Annotated in this window: 13 protein-coding genes and 1 tRNA gene; 5 read left to right on the forward strand and 9 right to left on the reverse strand. The window is 42.5% G+C overall.

The window, feature by feature from the left end; translation table 11 throughout:
• Positions 1 to 11 precede the first annotated feature (11 nt).
• The 4 genes from ACSC9N_RS10440 to ACSC9N_RS10455 all read left to right on the forward strand — a co-directional run bounded on the left by ACSC9N_RS10440 (position 12) and on the right by ACSC9N_RS10455 (position 7,513).
• Positions 12 to 728 (forward strand): 16S rRNA (uracil(1498)-N(3))-methyltransferase, encoded by a 717-nt coding sequence (locus tag ACSC9N_RS10440; RefSeq protein ID WP_010326381.1) that lies wholly within the window; start codon positions 12 to 14, stop codon positions 726 to 728.
• Positions 729 to 909: 181 nt separating this feature from the next.
• Positions 910 to 3,786 carry a bifunctional diguanylate cyclase/phosphodiesterase gene (locus ACSC9N_RS10445; protein ID WP_010326380.1) on the forward strand — a complete coding sequence of 959 codons (2,877 nt, stop codon included), beginning with the start codon at positions 910 to 912 and terminating at the stop codon, positions 3,784 to 3,786.
• 140 nt (positions 3,787 to 3,926) lie between these two features.
• Positions 3,927 to 6,206 (forward strand): NADP-dependent malic enzyme, encoded by a 2,280-nt coding sequence (locus tag ACSC9N_RS10450; RefSeq protein ID WP_010326379.1) that lies wholly within the window; start codon positions 3,927 to 3,929, stop codon positions 6,204 to 6,206.
• Positions 6,207 to 6,289: 83 nt separating this feature from the next.
• Positions 6,290 to 7,513, forward strand: a complete 1,224-nt coding sequence (locus ACSC9N_RS10455; RefSeq protein ID WP_010326378.1) for a multifunctional CCA addition/repair protein — start codon at positions 6,290 to 6,292, stop codon at positions 7,511 to 7,513.
• A 52-nt stretch (positions 7,514 to 7,565) separates the two neighbouring features.
• Here ACSC9N_RS10455 and epmA read toward each other — a convergent pair whose 3' ends face one another.
• The 3 genes from epmA to ACSC9N_RS10470 all read right to left on the reverse strand — a co-directional run bounded on the left by epmA (position 7,566) and on the right by ACSC9N_RS10470 (position 10,303).
• Positions 7,566 to 8,549, reverse strand: a complete 984-nt coding sequence (gene epmA, locus ACSC9N_RS10460; RefSeq protein ID WP_010326377.1) for an EF-P lysine aminoacylase EpmA — start codon at positions 8,547 to 8,549, stop codon at positions 7,566 to 7,568.
• On the reverse strand, positions 8,546 to 9,613 hold the full coding sequence (locus ACSC9N_RS10465; RefSeq protein ID WP_010326376.1) for a 4-phosphoerythronate dehydrogenase: 1,068 nt from the start codon (positions 9,611 to 9,613) through the stop codon (positions 8,546 to 8,548). Before ACSC9N_RS10465 ends, epmA begins: the two co-directional genes overlap by 4 nt.
• Before the next feature lie 303 nt (positions 9,614 to 9,916).
• Positions 9,917 to 10,303: an aromatic hydrocarbon degradation membrane protein gene (locus ACSC9N_RS10470; protein ID WP_010326375.1), complete on the reverse strand. Its 387-nt coding sequence runs from the start codon at positions 10,301 to 10,303 to the stop codon at positions 9,917 to 9,919.
• Between the two features lie 41 nt (positions 10,304 to 10,344).
• Between ACSC9N_RS10470 and ACSC9N_RS10475 the strand changes: the two genes are divergently transcribed.
• Positions 10,345 to 11,277: an IS5-like element ISAha1 family transposase gene (locus ACSC9N_RS10475; protein ID WP_131230075.1), complete on the forward strand. Its 933-nt coding sequence runs from the start codon at positions 10,345 to 10,347 to the stop codon at positions 11,275 to 11,277.
• A gap of 501 nt (positions 11,278 to 11,778) precedes the next feature.
• Here ACSC9N_RS10475 and ACSC9N_RS10480 read toward each other — a convergent pair.
• The 6 genes from ACSC9N_RS10480 to lldP all read right to left on the reverse strand — a co-directional run bounded on the left by ACSC9N_RS10480 (position 11,779) and on the right by lldP (position 19,763).
• Positions 11,779 to 11,869: transfer RNA gene (locus ACSC9N_RS10480), tRNA-Ser, on the reverse strand.
• A gap of 87 nt (positions 11,870 to 11,956) precedes the next feature.
• Positions 11,957 to 13,993, reverse strand: coding sequence for an NADPH-dependent 2,4-dienoyl-CoA reductase (locus ACSC9N_RS10485; RefSeq protein ID WP_010326374.1), 2,037 nt, complete (start codon positions 13,991 to 13,993; stop codon positions 11,957 to 11,959).
• Positions 13,994 to 14,182: 189 nt separating this feature from the next.
• Complete coding sequence (dld, locus tag ACSC9N_RS10490; RefSeq protein WP_010326373.1) at positions 14,183 to 15,880, reverse strand: D-lactate dehydrogenase; 1,698 nt, start codon at positions 15,878 to 15,880, stop codon at positions 14,183 to 14,185.
• A 282-nt stretch (positions 15,881 to 16,162) separates the two neighbouring features.
• A complete protein-coding gene (gene lldD / locus ACSC9N_RS10495) occupies positions 16,163 to 17,317 on the reverse strand; it encodes an FMN-dependent L-lactate dehydrogenase LldD (protein WP_005399760.1) in 1,155 nt (384 codons plus the stop codon).
• A gap of 2 nt (positions 17,318 to 17,319) precedes the next feature.
• A complete protein-coding gene (gene lldR / locus ACSC9N_RS10500; protein WP_010326372.1) occupies positions 17,320 to 18,063 on the reverse strand; it encodes a transcriptional regulator LldR in 744 nt (247 codons plus the stop codon).
• A 32-nt stretch (positions 18,064 to 18,095) separates the two neighbouring features.
• On the reverse strand, positions 18,096 to 19,763 hold the full coding sequence (gene lldP, locus ACSC9N_RS10505; RefSeq protein ID WP_171056716.1) for an L-lactate permease: 1,668 nt from the start codon (positions 19,761 to 19,763) through the stop codon (positions 18,096 to 18,098).
• Positions 19,764 to 19,817: the final 54 nt, after the last annotated feature.

Consider the following 19,817-nt stretch of genomic DNA (forward strand, 5'->3'; position numbering starts at 1 on the left):
AGTAAAACCGAATGCCTCGTTTTTTTATGGAAGCAGAACTCAATGTTGATCACACTGTCGAACTGACTGAAACTGTGTTTCACCACTGGGTAAAAGTTTTGCGTGCTCAAGTCGGTGAAACGGCTACTTTGTTTAATGGACAAGGCGGCGAATATGAAGTGACCTTAAGTGACGTTGCTAAAAAGTCAGCATTAGTTCAGGTCACTGCTTTTAACCCAACCAATCGTACGCCTGCGTTTAAAACTTTACTCGGTCAAGTCATGAGTAAAGGTGATCGTATGGACTATGTCATTCAAAAGGCAGTTGAATTAGGCGTTTCGGAGATTCAACTATTAACGTCTGAACGCTGTGAAATGCGTTTGAAATATGACCGCGATCAAAAGAAAATTGATCACTGGCAAGGCATCGCCATCGCAGCTTGTGAACAATGCGGCATGAATATTGTTCCAAAAATCCTTGCACCACTCAGTTTAGAGAAATGGCTCGCATCCGAATTACCTGCGACTCGACTTGTACTCGCCCCGAATAAAGAAAAAATCGATGTTTTGGCACATGCGACACCAAACATTGCACTACTCATTGGGCCTGAAGGTGGTTTAAGTGAGGCTGAAATTACAACAGCCAATGAGAACGGTTTTATTAACTGGTGTATTGGTGAGCGTGTATTGCGTACAGAGACAGCACCAGTCGTAGCTTTGTCAATCCTCAACTACAATTTAGTGATTTAAATCACATAAACAGCAGAGTCACCCTTTTGTTCTGTTAATATATTGATTATGATGTACAACAATATTACCCTTGACTTATATCAAAATATAAATTGATTGTGTTTTACACAATGTATTTAAATTTGAAAAAAGACACAACACAATGCCATTGGGTCATAAAAAAAATAAGGTTTCGCGATTCATGCCAGATATTTCTACAGAAAATCTTGATCGGCACTTGCAGACTGCGCAAATATCGCATTCCATTAGCCATCTTCGTTTCCTCATCAGTAGTTTACTGATTCTAAATTTTTATATTTTCTGCGCATATCACTATAATTTTTCTCAAGATTCTTTTTATTTTAACCTGTGGTTTTTTGTTTCTGAGTTTATTCTCAGCATTTTTTGGCTCGTGAACACCGTGTATTTCAACCCGAAAAATCACTCTGCCAAACATGCACACCGCTGGATTCAAGGCATCTGTTTAAGTATTGGTCTTTTGGTTGCAGCAGGCGTCGTCTGTATCTATTACTATTTACCCAGCCTATCTGGCAATTTTAACTATACAAATGCCCTACTCTTGTCTGCACTTTTAGTGATTGTCACACAGACCGTTTGCCTTACCTATTTAACGCAGCGCATTAGTTATTTTTGTTTGGTTTTTATTCCGTCCATCACCCCTTATGTCCTCTCGCAATTTATCAACTTCGATGCCAATCACACTCTTTTTCACCTTGCTGTGAACTTTATTCTGATTGTGATTTTGCTCTGTGCCAATGCCACCAACCGTATTAATCAGCACTTATCTCGTCTCTCAATTAAAAATCGAGAGCTCAAAAAAGAAGCTGAAAAACAAGTCTCTTGGACCGATGATTTATGCAAACAGCTACAAAACGAAGTGAATAAATCCAAAGAAATTGAACAACAGTTACAACTGAATAATCAATTGCTTGAGCAAAAAGTACGTGAACGAACCTTTGATGTAAATCAAATCAATAAAGACTTAAAAAATAAGCAAGAAAACCTATCGCTTGCCCATGAAATTTCAGGTATTCGTCCTTGGGATTGGAATATTAAAGATCGGCTCATTTCCCTGACCAATCACAAACAAGAAAAAGTACTTAAAAATTCCACAGAGCATCAACTTCAGCTTCAGTATCTAATTCATCCAAATGATATTGCCCCGTTTAAATCTGCAATGAAAAGTCATTTACGGGGTCATTCAGACCGCTATGAAGCCACTTACCGTGTGCAACACAATAACGGGAAATGGTACTGGGTACATGACACTGGGCGTGTCATTGCTCGCGATCCAATCAATCAAAAACCGTTACAAATGGTCGGTATTCGACGTGACATTCAACATGAAAAAAGCAACCAAGAACGTCTGCGACTAGCAGCGAGCGTACTTGAACAAGCTGAACAAGGGATTTTCATCTTAGATGAAGACCTGCGTTATATCGACGTAAATCCGTTCTTTGAACGTTTGGCTGGCTTTGAAGCTGCACAAATTAATGGCAAACATCTGTTTGATATTGTTGCGAACTATAAGTCGCATCAACGCAGCACACATAACCAAATCATTGGACAGCTCCTAAAAAAAGGCGAATACGACGGTGAACTTAATGAAAAGTTCCTATCAGGCAAAGAGCTGTGTATTTGGATGCATCTGAATGCTATTACCGATGAGCAAGATCGTGTCACACATTATATTGGTATCGTGTCCGATTTAACCGAACGCAAACTGCAAGAACAGCGTTTATCCTATTTAGAAAACTACGATACGCTGACCGACCTACCCAACCGTTTTTACTATAACTATCAGCTTCATCAATATTTGGTTTCTCAACAAGACAGCATTAAACAACTGGCGATTATTCGACTCAATATTGACCGTTTCCGTCCATTGAATGAATTCTTAAGCAATAATGGCGGCGATGAACTGCTGCGCCAAGTTGCCCAGCGCCTTCGTTTAACCAATGCTGAAGCCCTTATGGTGGCTCACTTAAATGGTGACGATTTTGCAATTGTATATGAGGTCTCTCATATTCGCCCCTCCGTTCAGGAACATATCGATCGCATTAACAAAGCCTTTAGTCTACCTTTTGATATTTTTGGTCAAGAGCACATTATTACGCTTTCAATGGGGATTTCGCAGTACCCTGAACATGGTCGTCAACTTGACTACTTAAACAACTGTGCAGAACAAGCACTGAGTGAAGCAAAACGTTTAGGTGGAAATGCGACCAAGTTCTACAGCCTGAGTAATACCGTTGCATTAGAAGAAGGGATTTATTTAGAGCGCGATTTAAGACTAGCGATACAAAACAATGAGTTGGTGGTTTACTACCAACCCAAAATCAACTTTCACGATCAGAAAATTTATGGTTTTGAGGCGTTGGTACGTTGGAACCACCCAAGCAAAGGCATTGTGCCGCCAGGTCTCTTCATTCCGATGGCAGAAAAAACCAGCTTAATTTCAGACATTGGCCGCATTGTAATTTTACAAACCGCAAAGCAAATCAAAGAATGGAATAAATTGGGTTTTGATAATATCTGCGTCTCGGTCAATGTGGTTGCTCAACAATTACAACGTGGACAGCTTTTAAAAGACTTAGATGAGGCTCTTGATCGATACAAAATCAGTGGTAGTAGTCTCGAATTAGAAATTACAGAATCCACTTTGGTTGAAAACTCAGAAGCGGTGAAGAACCTCCTTGAAACCATCAAATCGCGTGGCATTCACATTTCTTTAGATGATTTTGGCACAGGTTATTCATCGCTGTCTTACCTCACTGACTTCCCAATCGATACTTTAAAAATTGATCGAAGCTTCATTTCAAAAATTGGGCACTGCAAACAAGAAGCTATTGTGAGTGCCATGATTGCCATGGGGAAAGCCATGGGTATGACCGTGGTGGCGGAAGGAATTGAGACCGAACAACAACTGAGTTACCTGCAAAACTTAGAATGTGATATCGCGCAAGGTTATTTATTTTCAAAACCTCTTCCACAGCTCGATGCTACCCAATACTTAAGAGATCATCTAGATACGCCCTCTTATACATACTTAATATAAATCAGACTGTTTTAGCTCTAAGTTTGCCTTAAAAAGCACCAGCTATCACTGGGATATACCAGCAACTAATGGTATATTCGGTCTTGTCTACTAAAAAACCACCAGCTCCGCTGGCTAACCCACGCTACAAAGAGATTCAGATGGACGATCAATCATTAAAACAGCAAGCTTTGTATTATCACGAATTTCCAACTCCAGGGAAAATCAGCGTTACACCAAGCAAGCAGCTGGTCAACCAACGTGACTTAGCTTTAGCTTATTCACCAGGTGTTGCTGCACCATGTTTAGAGATTGAACGCGACCCGTCTACTGCGGCGCTTTACACAGCGCGTGGTAACTTAGTTGCTGTGGTCAGTAACGGTACAGCCGTTCTTGGCCTTGGTAACATTGGTCCTTTAGCGTCTAAACCTGTTATGGAAGGTAAAGGCGTACTGTTTAAAAAATTCGCTGGTGTTGACGTTTTTGACATCGAAATTGCAGAAAATGATCCTGACAAAATCGTGGACATTGTCGCTGCATTAGAACCGACTTTTGGTGGTATCAACCTTGAGGACATCAAGGCACCAGAGTGTTTCTATATCGAGCAAAAACTACGTGAACGCATGAACATTCCTGTGTTCCACGACGACCAACATGGTACTTCTATTATTGTCGGTTCTGCTTTGCTAAACGCTTTGCAGTTAAATGGCAAAAAAATTGATGAAATCAAGATTGTTGCTTCAGGCGCAGGTGCTGCAGCATTATCTTGTTTAGATCTTCTTTGTGCAATTGGTGCGAAGAAAGAAAATATCGTTGTGGCTGACTCTCGCGGTCTGCTCACCACGAAACGTGAAGGCTTAGATGAGTCTAAAAAACGTTATGTGCAAGATATCGAAGGCACTCAACTGGCTGACGTGATTGCAGGCGCAGACATGTTCCTTGGTTTATCTGCTGCGGGTATCTTAACCAAAGAAATGGTTAAGGTCATGGCGAAAGATCCGATTATCTTCGCACTTGCTAACCCAGATCCTGAAATTCTTCCTGAACATGCACATGAAGTTCGTGATGACGTGATCATGGCGACAGGTCGTTCAGACTATCCAAACCAAGTGAACAACGCACTTTGCTTCCCTTACATTTTCCGTGGTGCTCTTGATGTAGGTGCAACAACGATCAATGAAGAGATGAAAATCGCATGTGTCTATGCAATTGCGCGTATGGCACACATTGAAGCAGATGCAGCATCTTATGGTGAAAAATCAGCATCTTTTGGTCGTGACTACCTTATTCCACGTCCACTCGATCAACGTCTGATTTTAGAAATTGCACCTGCTGTCGCACAAGCAGCAATGGACTCTGGTGTAGCTGATCGACCAATTCAAGACTTCTCTGCTTATCGTCAGCGTCTGTCTGAGTTTGTCTACAACTCTGCATTTATGATGAAGCCTATTTTTGCTCAAGCAAAATCCGACCCAAAACGTATTGCCTATGCTGAAGGTGAAGACCTACGCGTACTTCGTGCAGTACAAATTGCGGTCGATGAAGATCTTGCAAAACCAATTTTAGTCGGTCGAACTGCGGTTATTGAAGCGAACATTAAAAAGTTAGGCTTACGTCTTGAACATGGTGTGAACATCACGATTGTCGATCAAGAAAAAAATCCTGACTACGAATTGTTTGCAGATGACTACTACACGCTTATGCAGCGTAAAGGTGTAACACCTGAATATGCACAACGTGAAGCACGTCGTCGTTCGACCTTGATCGCGTCGATGTTAGTGAAACATGGTAAAGCAGACGGGATGCTATGTGGTACGTATTCAAGCTACGATATCCACTTAGACTTCGTTAAAAACATCATTGGTAAAAAAGAAGGTCACAACTCTTTCTTTACATTGAATGCTTTAATGCTTGAAGACCGCAACCTGTTTATTGCTGACACTTACATCAACCGTAATCCAACGGCTGAACAACTGGCTGAAATGACTATTTTAGCCGCTGAAGAAGTGCGTCGTTTTGGTATGACACCACGTGTTGCGCTACTATCTCACTCAAGCTTCGGTTCAGACCAGACCGACCCAAGCGCACAAAAAATGCGTAAAGTGTTTGAGATTTTGTCGCAAATCGCGCCAGAACTTGAAGTTGAAGGTGAAATGCATGCGGATGCAGCATTGGATGAAAACATTCGTAGCTTTGCATACTCAAACTCACGCTTCAAAGGTTCTGCGAACCTATTGATCATGCCGAACTTGGATGCAGCCAACATTTCATTTAACCTGTTGAAATCAACGTCAGGTAATAATGTCACCATTGGCCCTATCCTACTGGGTGCAGCAAAGCCAGTTCATATTTTGACACCGACAACCACAACACGTCGTTTAGTGAATATGACTGCACTAACTGTAGCTGAAATTCAAGAAGCGGAGAAAAACGGCGAATAATTGTTTGTCGTTGTACTCGCATCTTGTGACTTGAGAAAACCTCTATTCTGTAGCATGATGGCTGTAAGAGTAGAGGTTTTTTCATGCAAGTTTATTTAGTAGGCGGTGCGGTCCGAGATCAGCTTCTGGGTCACCCCTATCACGAAAAAGATTATGTAGTTGTCGGTGCAATGCCTGAACAACTGCTTGCCCAAGGTTTCCAACCTGTAGGTAAAGATTTTCCTGTTTTTTTACATCCTGAAACCAAAGATGAATATGCGCTGGCACGCACCGAACGTAAGTCAGGGCATGGTTATCATGGCTTTGAGTTTTATACCGACAGTACCGTTACCCTAGAACAAGATTTAATTCGACGCGACCTCACCATCAATGCCATCGCCATGGATGATGAAGGCACACTGTATGACCCCTATGGTGGCCAGCGCGACTTAGAGCTGCGTGTTTTAAGGCATGTTTCTGATGCTTTCGTAGAAGACCCTCTACGCGTCCTCCGTGTTGCACGATTTGCTGCACGTTATAAAACCCTAGGATTTACGGTAGCCGAAGAAACGTTGGCACTGATGCAGCAACTCGCAGACTCGGGTGAACTGGAGGCACTAACTCCTGAACGCATTTGGAAAGAAACCTCTCGTGCTCTGATGGAAGATCATGCCGATGAATATTTTGAAGTGCTACGTCGCTGTGGTGCTTTAAAAGTACTTTTTCCAGAAATCGCGGCACTTTACGGTATTCCACAGCGCCCTGAGTATCACCCTGAAATTGACTGCGGTATTCATACCATGATGTCATTGCAGCAAGCATGTCGTGCCAACTACGCATTGGATGTTCGTTTTGCTGTTTTAGTGCATGACTTAGGCAAAGCTTTGACACCTGTGGACGAGCTACCGCGTCATATCATGCATGAAGAACGTGGGGTCAAACCTGTGACAGAAGTGTGTGAACGTCTAAAAGTTCCAACGCAGATGAAACAGCTCGCAATTACGGTCTGTAAAGAACATTTGAAATGTCATCAAGCTCTAACCTTAAAACCAGGCACTTTATGGCGCTTACTGCAACGCTTAGATGTACTACGTCGTCCAGAACGGGTTGAAGCCTTTGTGCAGGCCTGTGAATGTGACTCACGTGGTCGTTTAGGGCTTGAAGATCGTGAATACCCACAGTCGGCATATATTTTAAAGGTGATGGATGTTGTGCGAAATATCAAAGCACAAGACCTACCTGCGGATATTAAAGGCCCGGATATCGGTGAAATGCTGATTGAACGTCGAATACACGCAATTGGAGAACTGAAGGCTCAATACAGTTAAACCTTGATCGACTCAAATAAAGCGCCACAATCGGCGCTTTATTTAATTTCACTTAAGAAATGGATGCGGGAAAGGTAATCACCTTTTCCAACTGCATGTGTTCTGTTGCAATCATTAACAAACGATCCACACCTAAAGCAATACCTGCACATGCGGTCATTTGAGGCAAAGCAGTCAATAAAAACTCATCAATTGGCATCACATGTAAGCCTAATTTTTCACGTTCAGCATTATCGGCTTCAAAACGCGAACGCAACACCTCTGCGTCGATCAACTCATCATAAGCATTGGCGAGTTCCAAACCTTCAATATACAGCTCAAAACGTGCTGCAACCAATTCACCGTCTTCATCCGTTTTAGTTTTGGCAAGCGAGGCTAGCTCTGGTGGAAAATCGGTTAGAAATACGGGCGTATCAAAACCTAGACTTGGTTCTACAAAATGTGAAAAGAGCAAATCGATATAGCCAAGTCGGTCATCGCCCAAGTCCAAATTTAAACCTACGCGATTACAACAGTCTTTTAACTCTTTCAAACTGGCTTGCAGTGGGTTCAAATCCAAACGATCCATAAACGCATGCTTATAGCTCAAAATGGTAGGGCGAACCTCACCAAAACGCTGCTTTAATGTGACATTCAATAAATCTGTCACTTCAAACATCAAATCCTTCAAACTGAAATTCGGTCTATACCATTCCAGCATGGTAAATTCACTATTGTGTTTACGACCATGTTCATCATCACGGAAAACTTTACAGATTTGATAAATCGGCCCACTACCACTGGCCAATAAACGCTTCATGGCAAACTCAGGTGAGGTCTGCAAATAATGCGTTTGTTGTTTGCCTTGTACATGGCGCTGCGCTTGAACCGAAGCCAAATGCACATCGGTCACACCAGCTTGAGATAAAACCGGGGTTTCAACCTCAAGCACTTCACGTTCAGCAAAAAACTGACGAATTTGGCTATACATTTGCGCACGCGCTCGCATGGCTTTTAAGTCACAGGTTGGCTGATAATGGATCACGTCCTGACTCATGCCTTCGGCCCTCCATGTGCAGCCCATTCACGGCGTAATGGATAGGTCTTTCTTAAATGATCAAAGGCTTTTTGGTCAATCATTCCCTCTTTTAAGCAAGCACGTAAGGCTTGGTCATCTCGTGCAATCGGGTAGATTTCCCTTAAATGCTGTTGAAGTGCAGATTTCAAATCTTGCCCTTCAAAATATTGAGCACATACAGGCAACTGCGACTCGAAGCTTTTATCTGCTTCAAATTGGAAAGTTTTACAGAAAGCCTCATAGATCATTTGTGTACCACGCGCTTTGCCTTCTAAGCTATAACCTGCGATATGTGGTGTCACCAGACTCACAGCATTCAACACTTGTTCAGAAATCACAGGCTCATGCTCAAAGACATCTAGTACCACTTTGCGCTGCGTTTTTTCGATGTCGGCCAATAAAGCTTGCTCTTCAATCACAGGCCCACGTGCAGAATTAATCAATATTGCTGTCGCTTTCATCGCAGCGAAAGCTTCGGCGTTGAATAAATGATAGGTTGGATGTGGTCCTGTTTTGGTTAAAGGTACATGCAATGAAATTGCATCGGCAGTGCTTAATAGGGTATTTAAATTGACCTGCTGAATCGTATCTTGCTGTACAAAAGGATCATGACCGATCACATTCCAGCCCAATAGTTTGGCCATATAAGCTAAGCGAGAACCGACATTTCCTAGACCAATGATCCCTAAAGTAAAACTTTCTTCAGCATTCAGCAATGCTGGCTTGAGATGGAGCAAAGCCGTAATCACATATTCAGCCACCGCCTGTGCATTACAACCTGCAGCATTCGCCCATTGAATATTCTGCTTTTCAATAGCGTTAATATCTAAGTGGTCTGTACCAATCGTTGCACTACCCACATATTGAAGTGTGGTGTTATTGATTAATGCTGGATTGACTTGAGTTACGGAACGCACCAACAGTGCTTTGGCATCTACAACATCGGCATGCGTTAAAGTACGCCCTGCTTTGTGCTCAACTTCACCAAATTCGGCAAAAAAATAATCGGTAAATGCGAGATTTTCATCTGCCACGATTTTCATAATGTCTTCCAACGCTTTGTTGACTCTATGATAACCGTTGCACAAGCTCAACACTATGTTGCTCTGCAATACATCTGAATAAACAGTCACGATGTTTCATCTTCATGGTAAAAAACCGAATACTTTAAAGAATTGTTTAATATAGATTTACTTCGTTCAAAATACTGAAAAATATAAAGTCAACTCCGTAAACGCTATGATAGTACAAACAACTAGACAAATAATTTAATACTGTTATAAAAAAACCTTCTCCCAACATTTCAGAGAGAAGGCAAAACCTCAAGCAAGTAATAAGCGAGATAATTATTTAGATTTATAAGAGAGTTTCATCCCCACGATATAGCCTGTATTGTCCTCAAACTCGCCAACAATACGACGATCCGAAGTTTCACCTTCCGCATCACCAAACCACATATAGCGACCACCTACGCTGAAAGCCATTTTTTGACTAATATTGTATTTAGCAGCCAAACCAGCACCCCAATAACCCTTCACAGGACCTAAAGTTGGTGCGGGGTCACCTGCACCTGAGTCCCATAAACCAGAGACTGCAATTGCTAAATTTGGCGACAATTGTTTGCCTAATCCAATTTCGACTGCCATTTGATCTTCAGAATAATCAACTAAAGGTAAACCTTTACCTAAAGCTTCTGTCGTTGCTGCTTTCAGTACTGGTGGGCTTTGTTGCACAAACCTATCTCTAAAGGCTTATTCCACAATATAATTCTCAAATGAATAAGCCCACACCTAAAATCTATCATACAACCAATTGGTCTTCTTATAACAGTGCATTAATAAATCGAGGAAATCTCTCAATTTGGTTTGATCCCAAGACTCAATGGTACGCTCAACCCAAAGGTAAACATGGTCGAAATCAAACTTATTCAGATACAGCCATCCAATGCTGTTTAATGATCAAATCCTTATTTCGTCTTTCTTTACGCATGGTCACTGGCTTTGTGCAAAATCTCATTCATCTTTGTAGATTAGATTGGACAGCACCAGACTATTCCACCATCTGCAGAAGACAAAAGCATATTGATATTGCAATTAACTATCAAAAAAGCAGTAATGGTCTCCAGCTACTCGTCGATTCTACTGGCTTAAAGTTTCTAGGCGAAGGTGAATGGAAGCGTAAGAAACACCAACCTGAATATCGTCGCCAATGGCGTAAACTTCATATTGGTATAGATGCTGAAACCCTTCAAATACGCGCTATTCAACTCACTACAAATAATGTGAGTGATTCACAAGTGCTTGGTGATTTACTCGATCAGATTCCACAAGATGAGCAGATTGACTCTGTCTATACTGATGGGGCTTATGACACCAAGCAATGCCGTCAAGTAATTGCAGACCGACAAGCACATGCGGTGATTCCGCCAAGAAAAAATGCGAAACCTTGGAAAGATACAAAGACCAGCTCGCTAGAGCGAAATGAATTACTTCGAACAGTTAAACGTTTAGGAAGAACAATATGGAAAAATTGGTCAGGCTATCATCGCAGAAGTCTGATAGAAACCAAGATGCATTGCATCAAATTATTAGGCGATAAACTCCGTGCGAGAAACTTTCAAAGCCAAGTCAATGAGATTCATGCACGTGTGGCCGTATTAAATAAATTTACAGATTTAGGTCGACCTCACACCCAAGTTGCCACTTAAATTTAGATAACTTGGAAGAAGTTTAGCTTTTGAATGTTTGTGCAACAAAGCCCATTTGATCTCATAGCTACACCTCATCCTCTGCGATCTCATAAACATTATTATGATCATATCAAAAATATAAAAACCTAATTTTTACCCTACACTGACATCTGAGTACTTCCGACACCATTACATATGTACGTTTCCACAAGACTCCAAAACTCCATCATTTTCACAATTACTCTTAAAATGACGTTGAAAAATTCATTCACTTTGAAGAAAAGTTTCATGGATTAGAATATAGGACTATGTAAAATTTGTCCTTTTTGATGCCCATAGACGAGAGCCATTTGGATCTAAATACTCAGAGCCAATTAATATTAATCATCGAGGATGCCCCTAACTCCTAAAAGTTGAGACTTTCAATCACACGGCTATTTTTTATCAGTAATATGGATTAATTTGTGAGAAAAATATGAAAAAAAAAGCCCCCTGTAACTACAGAGGGCTTTTTAAATTTGGCGGAAGCGGTGAGATTCGAACTCACGGAGGGGTATAAGCCCTCGTCGGTTTTCAAGACCGGTGCATTAAACCGCTCTGCCACGCTTCCATGTGCGCCATCATACGGAGCTTTTGTTTTGATGACAAGTAAAACTTACCGTCAAAGCAATCAACTGCATATTGTTTCATCAAAAGTTTATAATTTCGAAGCGATTTCAGCACCTTCACGAATCGCACGCTTCGCATCTAGCTCAGCAGCCAGTTTAGCACCACCAATAATGTGATAATTCGCTAGTGTATTTTGCTCAGCACTTGGCATCAGATCCTTTACAGACTCCTGCCCTGCACACACAACGATAGTATCGACACGTAGCAATTGATCTTGTCCTGCCATATCCACCCAAAGCCCTTCATCAGTCACAGCTTTGTACTGAACCCCACGTAACATACGTACTGCATGCTTTTTCAACTGTGCACGGTGTACCCAGCCCGAAGTTTTGCCCAAACCTGCTCCAAGTGCAGAGGTTTTACGCTGTAATAAATAAATCTCACGAACAGGCGGATGAACTTCTGCGGCCTGCGTGCCTCCTTCAGAAACATAATTCGGGTTTGGATCTACGCCCCATTCACGTTGCCAATCTGCAAGTGGTTGTGGCTGAGGTTGATGCTCTGGTTTCAATAAATACTCAGACACATCAAAACCAATCCCTCCAGCACCAATCACTGCAACCTTTTGACCGACAGGTGCGCCGCGTAACACTTCTGCATAAGACAAGACTTGCGGTGAATCACTCCCTTCGATACGTAATACGCGTGGCACAACACCTGTTGCAATAATAATTTCTTCAAAGCCTTCACGCTCAAGCTGCTCACGATTCACCTTGGTGTTTAAACGTAAGTCGACGCCAGTTTTTTCAATCTGTACTTTGAAATAGCGAATGGTTTCATGAAACTCTTCTTTACCGGGTACAACTTTTGCCAAATTGAACTGTCCACCCACTTCATGACTTGCTTCAAACAGAGTCACTTGGTGTCCACGACTGGCTGCAACTGTCGCGGCTGACATACCTGCGACGCCACCACCCACAACCGCAACTCGTTTCGGTTGTTTCGCTTTCAAATAAACCAACTCAGTTTCAAACGCTGCACGCGGGTTAACTAAACAAGTAGCACGTTGGTTTTTAAAGGTATGATCTAAGCATGCTTGGTTACAAGCGATACACGTATTGATTTCATCGACACGATTGGTCGCTGTTTTATTCACCCAAAAAGCATCAGCCAATAACGGACGCGCCATTTGCACCATATCGGCTTTGCCCGATGCCAAAATCTCTTCTGCCGTGTCTGGCATATTGATACGGTTTGAAGCAATCACTGGCACAGCCACGTGCTTTTTCACTTCCGCAGTATAGTCAACAAAAGCAGCACGTGGCACCGAAGTCACAATGGTCGGAATACGCGCTTCATGCCAGCCAATTCCTGTATTCAATAAGGTAATGCCTGCTTTTTCTAGTGCTTGCGCAATCGTAACCACTTCTTGCATGGTATTGCCGTCATGCACCAAATCGAGCAATGACAAACGGAAGCAAATAATAAATTTCTCGCCGACTTGTGCACGTATCCCTTTGACAATTTCGACCGCAAAACGCATACGGTTTTCAATCGGCCCGCCCCAACGGTCTTCACGTTGGTTCACATGACGGCTTAAGAATTGATTCAGTAAATAACCTTCTGAACCCATAATTTCTACACCGTCATAGCCTGCCTTTTTGGCAAGACTGGCACAGTTAACATAGTCATCAATGGTATTTAAAATTTGCTTTTCAGACATTTGACGCGGTTTAAAAGGCGAAATCGGCGACTTGATTGGACTGGCAGACACAACAAAAGGTTGGTAGCCATAACGTCCAGCATGCAAAATCTGCATTAAAATTTTTGCGCCATGCTTATGTACGGCATGGGTCACTAAACGATGCGGAGCAATATCCCCCAGCGTATTCATCGTCCCGCCCGCAGGAAGAAGCCAACCTTGACGGTTTGGAGAAATCCCGCCTGTAATGATCAGGCCGACTCCGCCTTTAGCACGCTCACCGAAGTATGCAGCCAATTTTGGATAATTATAAAAACGATCTTCCAAGCCCGTATGCATGGAGCCCATCACCACACGGTTTTTAATGGTGGTAAAACCCAAATGTAAGGGTTTTAAAATATGTGCATAGCTATTGGTTGTCATCATGAATCCTTATCTTTGGCTTTGCAACTTGTTGCATACTACTTTAGCTGTTTTTTAAAATATTGGGATGACAATTTATAAAAAATTCTTGGCATCTACGGTCAATCCGACTGAACTCTCAAAAACATACGACAATAAAAAAACCAGTGACGTTGCCCTCACTGGTTTAGTTTTTTAGACCAAAGCCCTTTACTGCCAATGCTTCAGCTTACTGGTTTGACCAATACCCACATTAAAACTATTGGTTGGATCAAGCTTTTCATAATGCGTTCGTAGTGCAGGTTTTGCTACATATAAATGTCCGACATTATGCTCGGCTGGGTATTCGGCCCCACGTGCATCCAGTAAATGCCACATTTGGTGTTCCATCGCCAAAGGATCCACGCCCTTTTTCACAATATAGTCCTGATGAAACACATGACATAAAAAGTGACCATAATAGAGCTTATGAACAATCAGATCATCCATCTCTTTGGGTAAGGTTTCCACCCACTCTCGATCATTACGACGCAATGCGATATCCAGAGCTACAATATCTTCAACTTCTGAACGGTGCGTATCCCGATAGCGAATTGCTGCACCTGCAACGGCAAAGCGATGTAAAAATGCTTTACGTCCTTCTTCCTCGGTACAGTGGAAAAAATCACCTGAGGTTTTATCTTGGAAATAACGTTTTAAAAAGATTTCAACTGTCTCGACATCTTGATTTTCAATCCGAATAACCAAATGATGTTCATACAGGTCACGAAAAGCATTCATCCGTTTCGGTAAATGATTGGGCATGAATTTGGTCACCAGCTGCAAAACTTTATCTGACAGACCTTTCATACCAAATTTTTCTAAGTACGCATCGACCTTATCTTTCATTGCAAATGCAGCAGGTACTTTGGCTGTGCCGAGTTTTTCAATGAACATGAAGGTGTCTTTACCGTACTCTGCCCCAATGTCATAAGCCACGCGGTGGATGTATTCCCCTGCAATCGGCAATCGCGGCAAATCTTTTAGTAAAAAACGGCGGATTTCAGTCAAATCATCATGTGAATTTGTACCCACGTAGAATACTTGGCTTGGAATTTTTTCAAAGGTATCCAAACGTACGGCAAAAACACACACTTTACCCGCCGAACCCGATGCTTCATATAAACGAGATGGATCGGCATTAAAACGCGCGGGCGTATTTTCATCAACTTGTTTAACATCATGTCCATAACGATGGTCCGATGCGCAGCAGCCTGAGTTATTAATAATATCGCCGATTTGATAATTTTTCGTTTCAAGCTTGCTTAGAATTTCTTCAGGTGTTTCGCCTAGGTTCACTCCCAAGTGATTAACCAACTCTAACTGACCATCATCATTAACACGGGCATACAATGCCAGCTCAGTATAAGCAGGACCACGGCGAACCAAAGCACCGCCTGAGTTATTACAGACGCCACCTAAAACTGAAGCTCCAATACACGATGAACCAATCACCGAGTGTGGCTCCCGATTAAATGGCACCAATTCTTTTTCAAGTCGATCTAATGTTGCACCAGGTAGACAAATCACTTGCTGACCGTCATTAATGACCTGAATGCCAACCAAACGACGCGTGCTGATCAGAACCACAGGACGGTCATAGTCATCGCCAAAAGGTGTTGAACCACCAGTCAAACCTGTATTGGCTGCTTGCATAATCACAATACAATCTGCATCAACAGCCGCTTGCAGTACTTGCCACTGTTCCAGTAATGACCCTGGTGCAACAACAGCGAGTACTTTCCCTGCACCGTAACGACGACCTTGGCGGTATAAACGTGTGTCTTTATCGTCAGTTAAAACGTGTTGTTTACCCACAATAGTGATGAGCTTTTGAATAGTTTGCGGTGCGTCTAAATTGGATTGCATTTTATATCCTGCCCATTAATTTTTTGAGCTTTTCAATAAAGCTAGATTATGAAATAACACATTCATTTTTTAAGCGTATTAATCACGGTATTCGATGTCGTGTGGCGGCATGGATGCCGGCGTTGGGCGGGGTACAGGACCTACCCCTCGCCCAACAAAAGATTTTTGTTACTTTTCATCTTTGAAAAGTAAGGTATCGCCTACGCAATTGAACTTAAATTTTTTAATTCAAAATGAGGCAAAGGATGCTTCTTTATATTCATTCGCTTTTATTAGAGAGTTTTACTCAGCCAACTCTCGTTCTAACTTCACTAAACAGTCAGACGTAATATCAGCAATGGTTTTTGCACCTGTTAAAGTCATTGCCACACGCATTTCTTTATCAATTAAATCAAGCAGATTTGAAACACCCTCACCGCCTGCCGCACCTAAAGCATAAACAAAGGCACGACCGAGCATACACGTGTCCGCACCCAACGCCAGCATACGTACCACGTCTAAACCATTACGAATACCCGAATCCGCGAGGATTTTAATATCACCCTTCACTGCATCTGCAATTGGTGGAAGTGCACGTGCAGAAGATAAAACGCCATCCAGCTGACGACCACCATGGTTTGAAACCACAATCCCATCTGCACCGAAACGCACTGCATCTTTGGCATCTTCAGGATCCAAAATTCCTTTAATGACCATTGGCCCATCCCAAAACTCACGAATCCACTCAAGGTCTTTCCACGAAATAGACGGATCAAAGTTAGAACCTAACCAACCAATATAATCTTCTAGACCTGTAGGTTTGCCTAAGTATTTAGAAATATTGCCCAAGTCATGCGGACGTCCCATCATGCCGACATTCCATGCCCAATGTGGATGGAAACACGACTGCATATAACGACGCATTGCTGCATTTGGGCCACTCATACCCGAGTGGGCATCACGGTAACGCGCACCCGGTACAGGCATATCCACGGTAAATACCAAGGTTGAACAGCCTGCCGCTTTAGCACGTTCCAAAGCATTTTTCATGAAACCACGGTCACGCAGCACATAGAGCTGGAACCACATTGGACGCTGAATCGCAGGCGCCACTTCCTCAATTGGACATACTGAAACGGTAGAAAGCGTAAACGGAATACCCTTTTTATCTGCAGCGACCGCAGCTTGAACTTCGCCGCGGCGTGCATACATGCCTGTTAAACCGACAGGAGATAATGCAACAGGCATCGACAAAGTTTCATCAAACAGTTTGGTCTCTAAACTTAACTGTGACATGTCGTTCAGTACACGCTGGCGCAAAGCTATTTTTGATAAATCTTCTACATTACGCTTCAGGGTATATTCTGCATACGCACCACCATCGATGTAATGGAATAAAAATGGCGGTAAACGACGTCGTGCCGCTTCACGGTAGTCATTGGCAGAAGAAATAATCATGCTTATATCCTGTTTAATCGACTGGCGCGCTGACGACGAGCTTCTTCTTCATCAATCATTCGCACCTGTTGTACTACAAACTCAATGTGTCCACAGACTGCTTTACGTGCAGCTTCTGGATCACGACGTTCAATTGCATTCATGACTTGAAAGTGCTGATCATGCAATTGATCAAACCGGTGTGCTTCGCTATAGACTTTTCGGCGTCCCAAAGCGACGTTGAACTGCAACAAATCAAACAGACCACGCATCATCTGAATCAAAACCAAATTATGAGATGCTTCAGCAATCGCTAAATGAAATTTCGCATCTGCACGAGCCGCCTCGTCATCATTTCCCAAAGCCTGAAAATGGTTAATCTGATCATAATGATGTCGGATGTTCACCAGATCTTCTTGGGTTGCGCGTTGTGCTGCATACCAAGTTGTTCCACCTTCTAAAATAATGCGCGCCTCTTGCACATCAAATCGGTAGGCAGGATCTTCACTTATCAAATTACTAATCGGTTGTACGATTTGATAACTGGACCAAGTTGCTGGTAATTGTTTTAAAAAAGTTCCCGCTCCCACTTTGCTGACCAACATACCCATGCTGGTCAACTGCGAAATGGCCTCTCTTAAAGAAGAGCGAGAGACTTGAAGCTGTTCACACAGTTTTCTTTCAGCAGGCAGACGGTCTCCAACTTGCATATTGCTTTGTTCAATCAATACACGCAGGCTTTGTACAGCTTTATCGGAGACTTTCATCTGCTTTCCTTAACGTTGATACACAATTTGTGTTATGGAATCATCCATGGGAACACATAGGCTTGTAGGGTAATCATAATACCCATCATAATTGTGAACGTTATACTGTGTTTTAAGGTAAAACGGAATAAATCAGACTCTTTACCAACCAGTCCTACTGCCGCACACGCAATCGCAATCGATTGCGGTGAAATCATCTTACCGGTCACACCACCGCTGGTATTTGCTGCCACCAGTAAAACTTCTGGCACACCAATTTGCTGAGCTGTAGTAGCCTGAAGTGCTGAAAACAGTGCATTGGCAGAGGTATCTGAACCCGTGAGGAATACACCCAACCAACCCAAGAAAGGCGAGAAGAACGTAAATGCCGAACCTGTATGTGCAAGAGCCAAAGCCAAGGTCGAAGACATACCCGAATAATTTGCGATAAAAGCAAAAGACAACACCATACCAATTGAATAAATGGGAACTTTCAACTCATTCAGAGTTTCACCAAAAGTTACCACAGCATCTTTCGGTTTCATCTTCAAATAGGCAATTGTGATCAATGCTGCAATAAAGATCGCAGTTCCTGTAGCCGAGATCCAATCAAACTTGTAAATCGCGTCATAGTCTTTAATTTCAGCAACCACGGGTGGCATTTTTTGAATCATTTGATGCAAAAATGGCACTTTGATTGAAATCACGAGATCATGCAATGCACCGTCTTTGGCAAATAAATCCTTAAACGGTTTCACACTCCAGATCGTCACCATCACAGTTAAAATCGCGAATGGAGACCATGCTTTTGCAATTTGTCCTACAGTGTATTTTTGCTGTTTTTGTGCAGCCACATCTTCACTCATCGTTGCGTCTTGATCTGCAAAACGGAAAATGTGCTTCGGCTGCCAGTATTTAAACAAAATCGTTAAAGAAACCAAGGATGCAATTGCAGCCGTAATATCAGGTAATTCTGGACCGACAAAGTTAGAAGTTAGGTATTGTGCAATTGCAAAGCTACTTGCACCCACCACAACTGCAGGCCATGTTTCTTTAACACCGCGCCAGCCGTCCATAATTGCCATAATCCAGAACAACACGATTGGCACCATAAATGGTAGCTGACGGCCCACCATTTGGCTGATTTCCATCGTATCAACACCAGAGACTTGTCCAGCAACAATAATTGGAATACCCATTGCACCAAAAGCCACAGGTGCTGTGTTTACGATTAGACAGAGACCTGCTGCATATAACGGTTTAAAGCCTAAACCGACTAATAATGCTGCAGTAATCGCCACAGGAGCACCAAAGCCTGCAGCACCCTCTAAGAAAGTACCGAAAGCAAAACCCACCAACAGCATTTGTAAACGCTGATCTTCAGTAATTGAGAGAATAGAAGAACGAATGATGTCAAACTGGCCTGTCTTCACTGAAATTTTATACAGGAATACCGCACCAATAATGATCCATGCAATTGGCCATAAACCGTAGAGGAAACCATAAGCCATCGATGCGAATGCCATCAGCACCGGCATCTTATAGGTAAATAAAGAGACAAGAAGTGCAAGTACAACAGTGATCGTACCTGCCACACTGCCTTTTAAACGAAATATCGCGAGCGCCAAAAAGAAGAAGATAATCGGAATCAGTGCAATTAGACTTGAAATCCAAATATTCCCCATCGGGTCATACATTTGCTGCCATTGAAGCATTGTCATCTCCTTGAAATGCTTACTAAGATTTAATTTTGAGCATATTATTGGCACTTTTGC

The organism is Acinetobacter sp. PC34 (assembly GCF_051789135.1).
GTDB classification, from domain to species: Bacteria; Pseudomonadota; Gammaproteobacteria; order Pseudomonadales; family Moraxellaceae; genus Acinetobacter; species Acinetobacter johnsonii.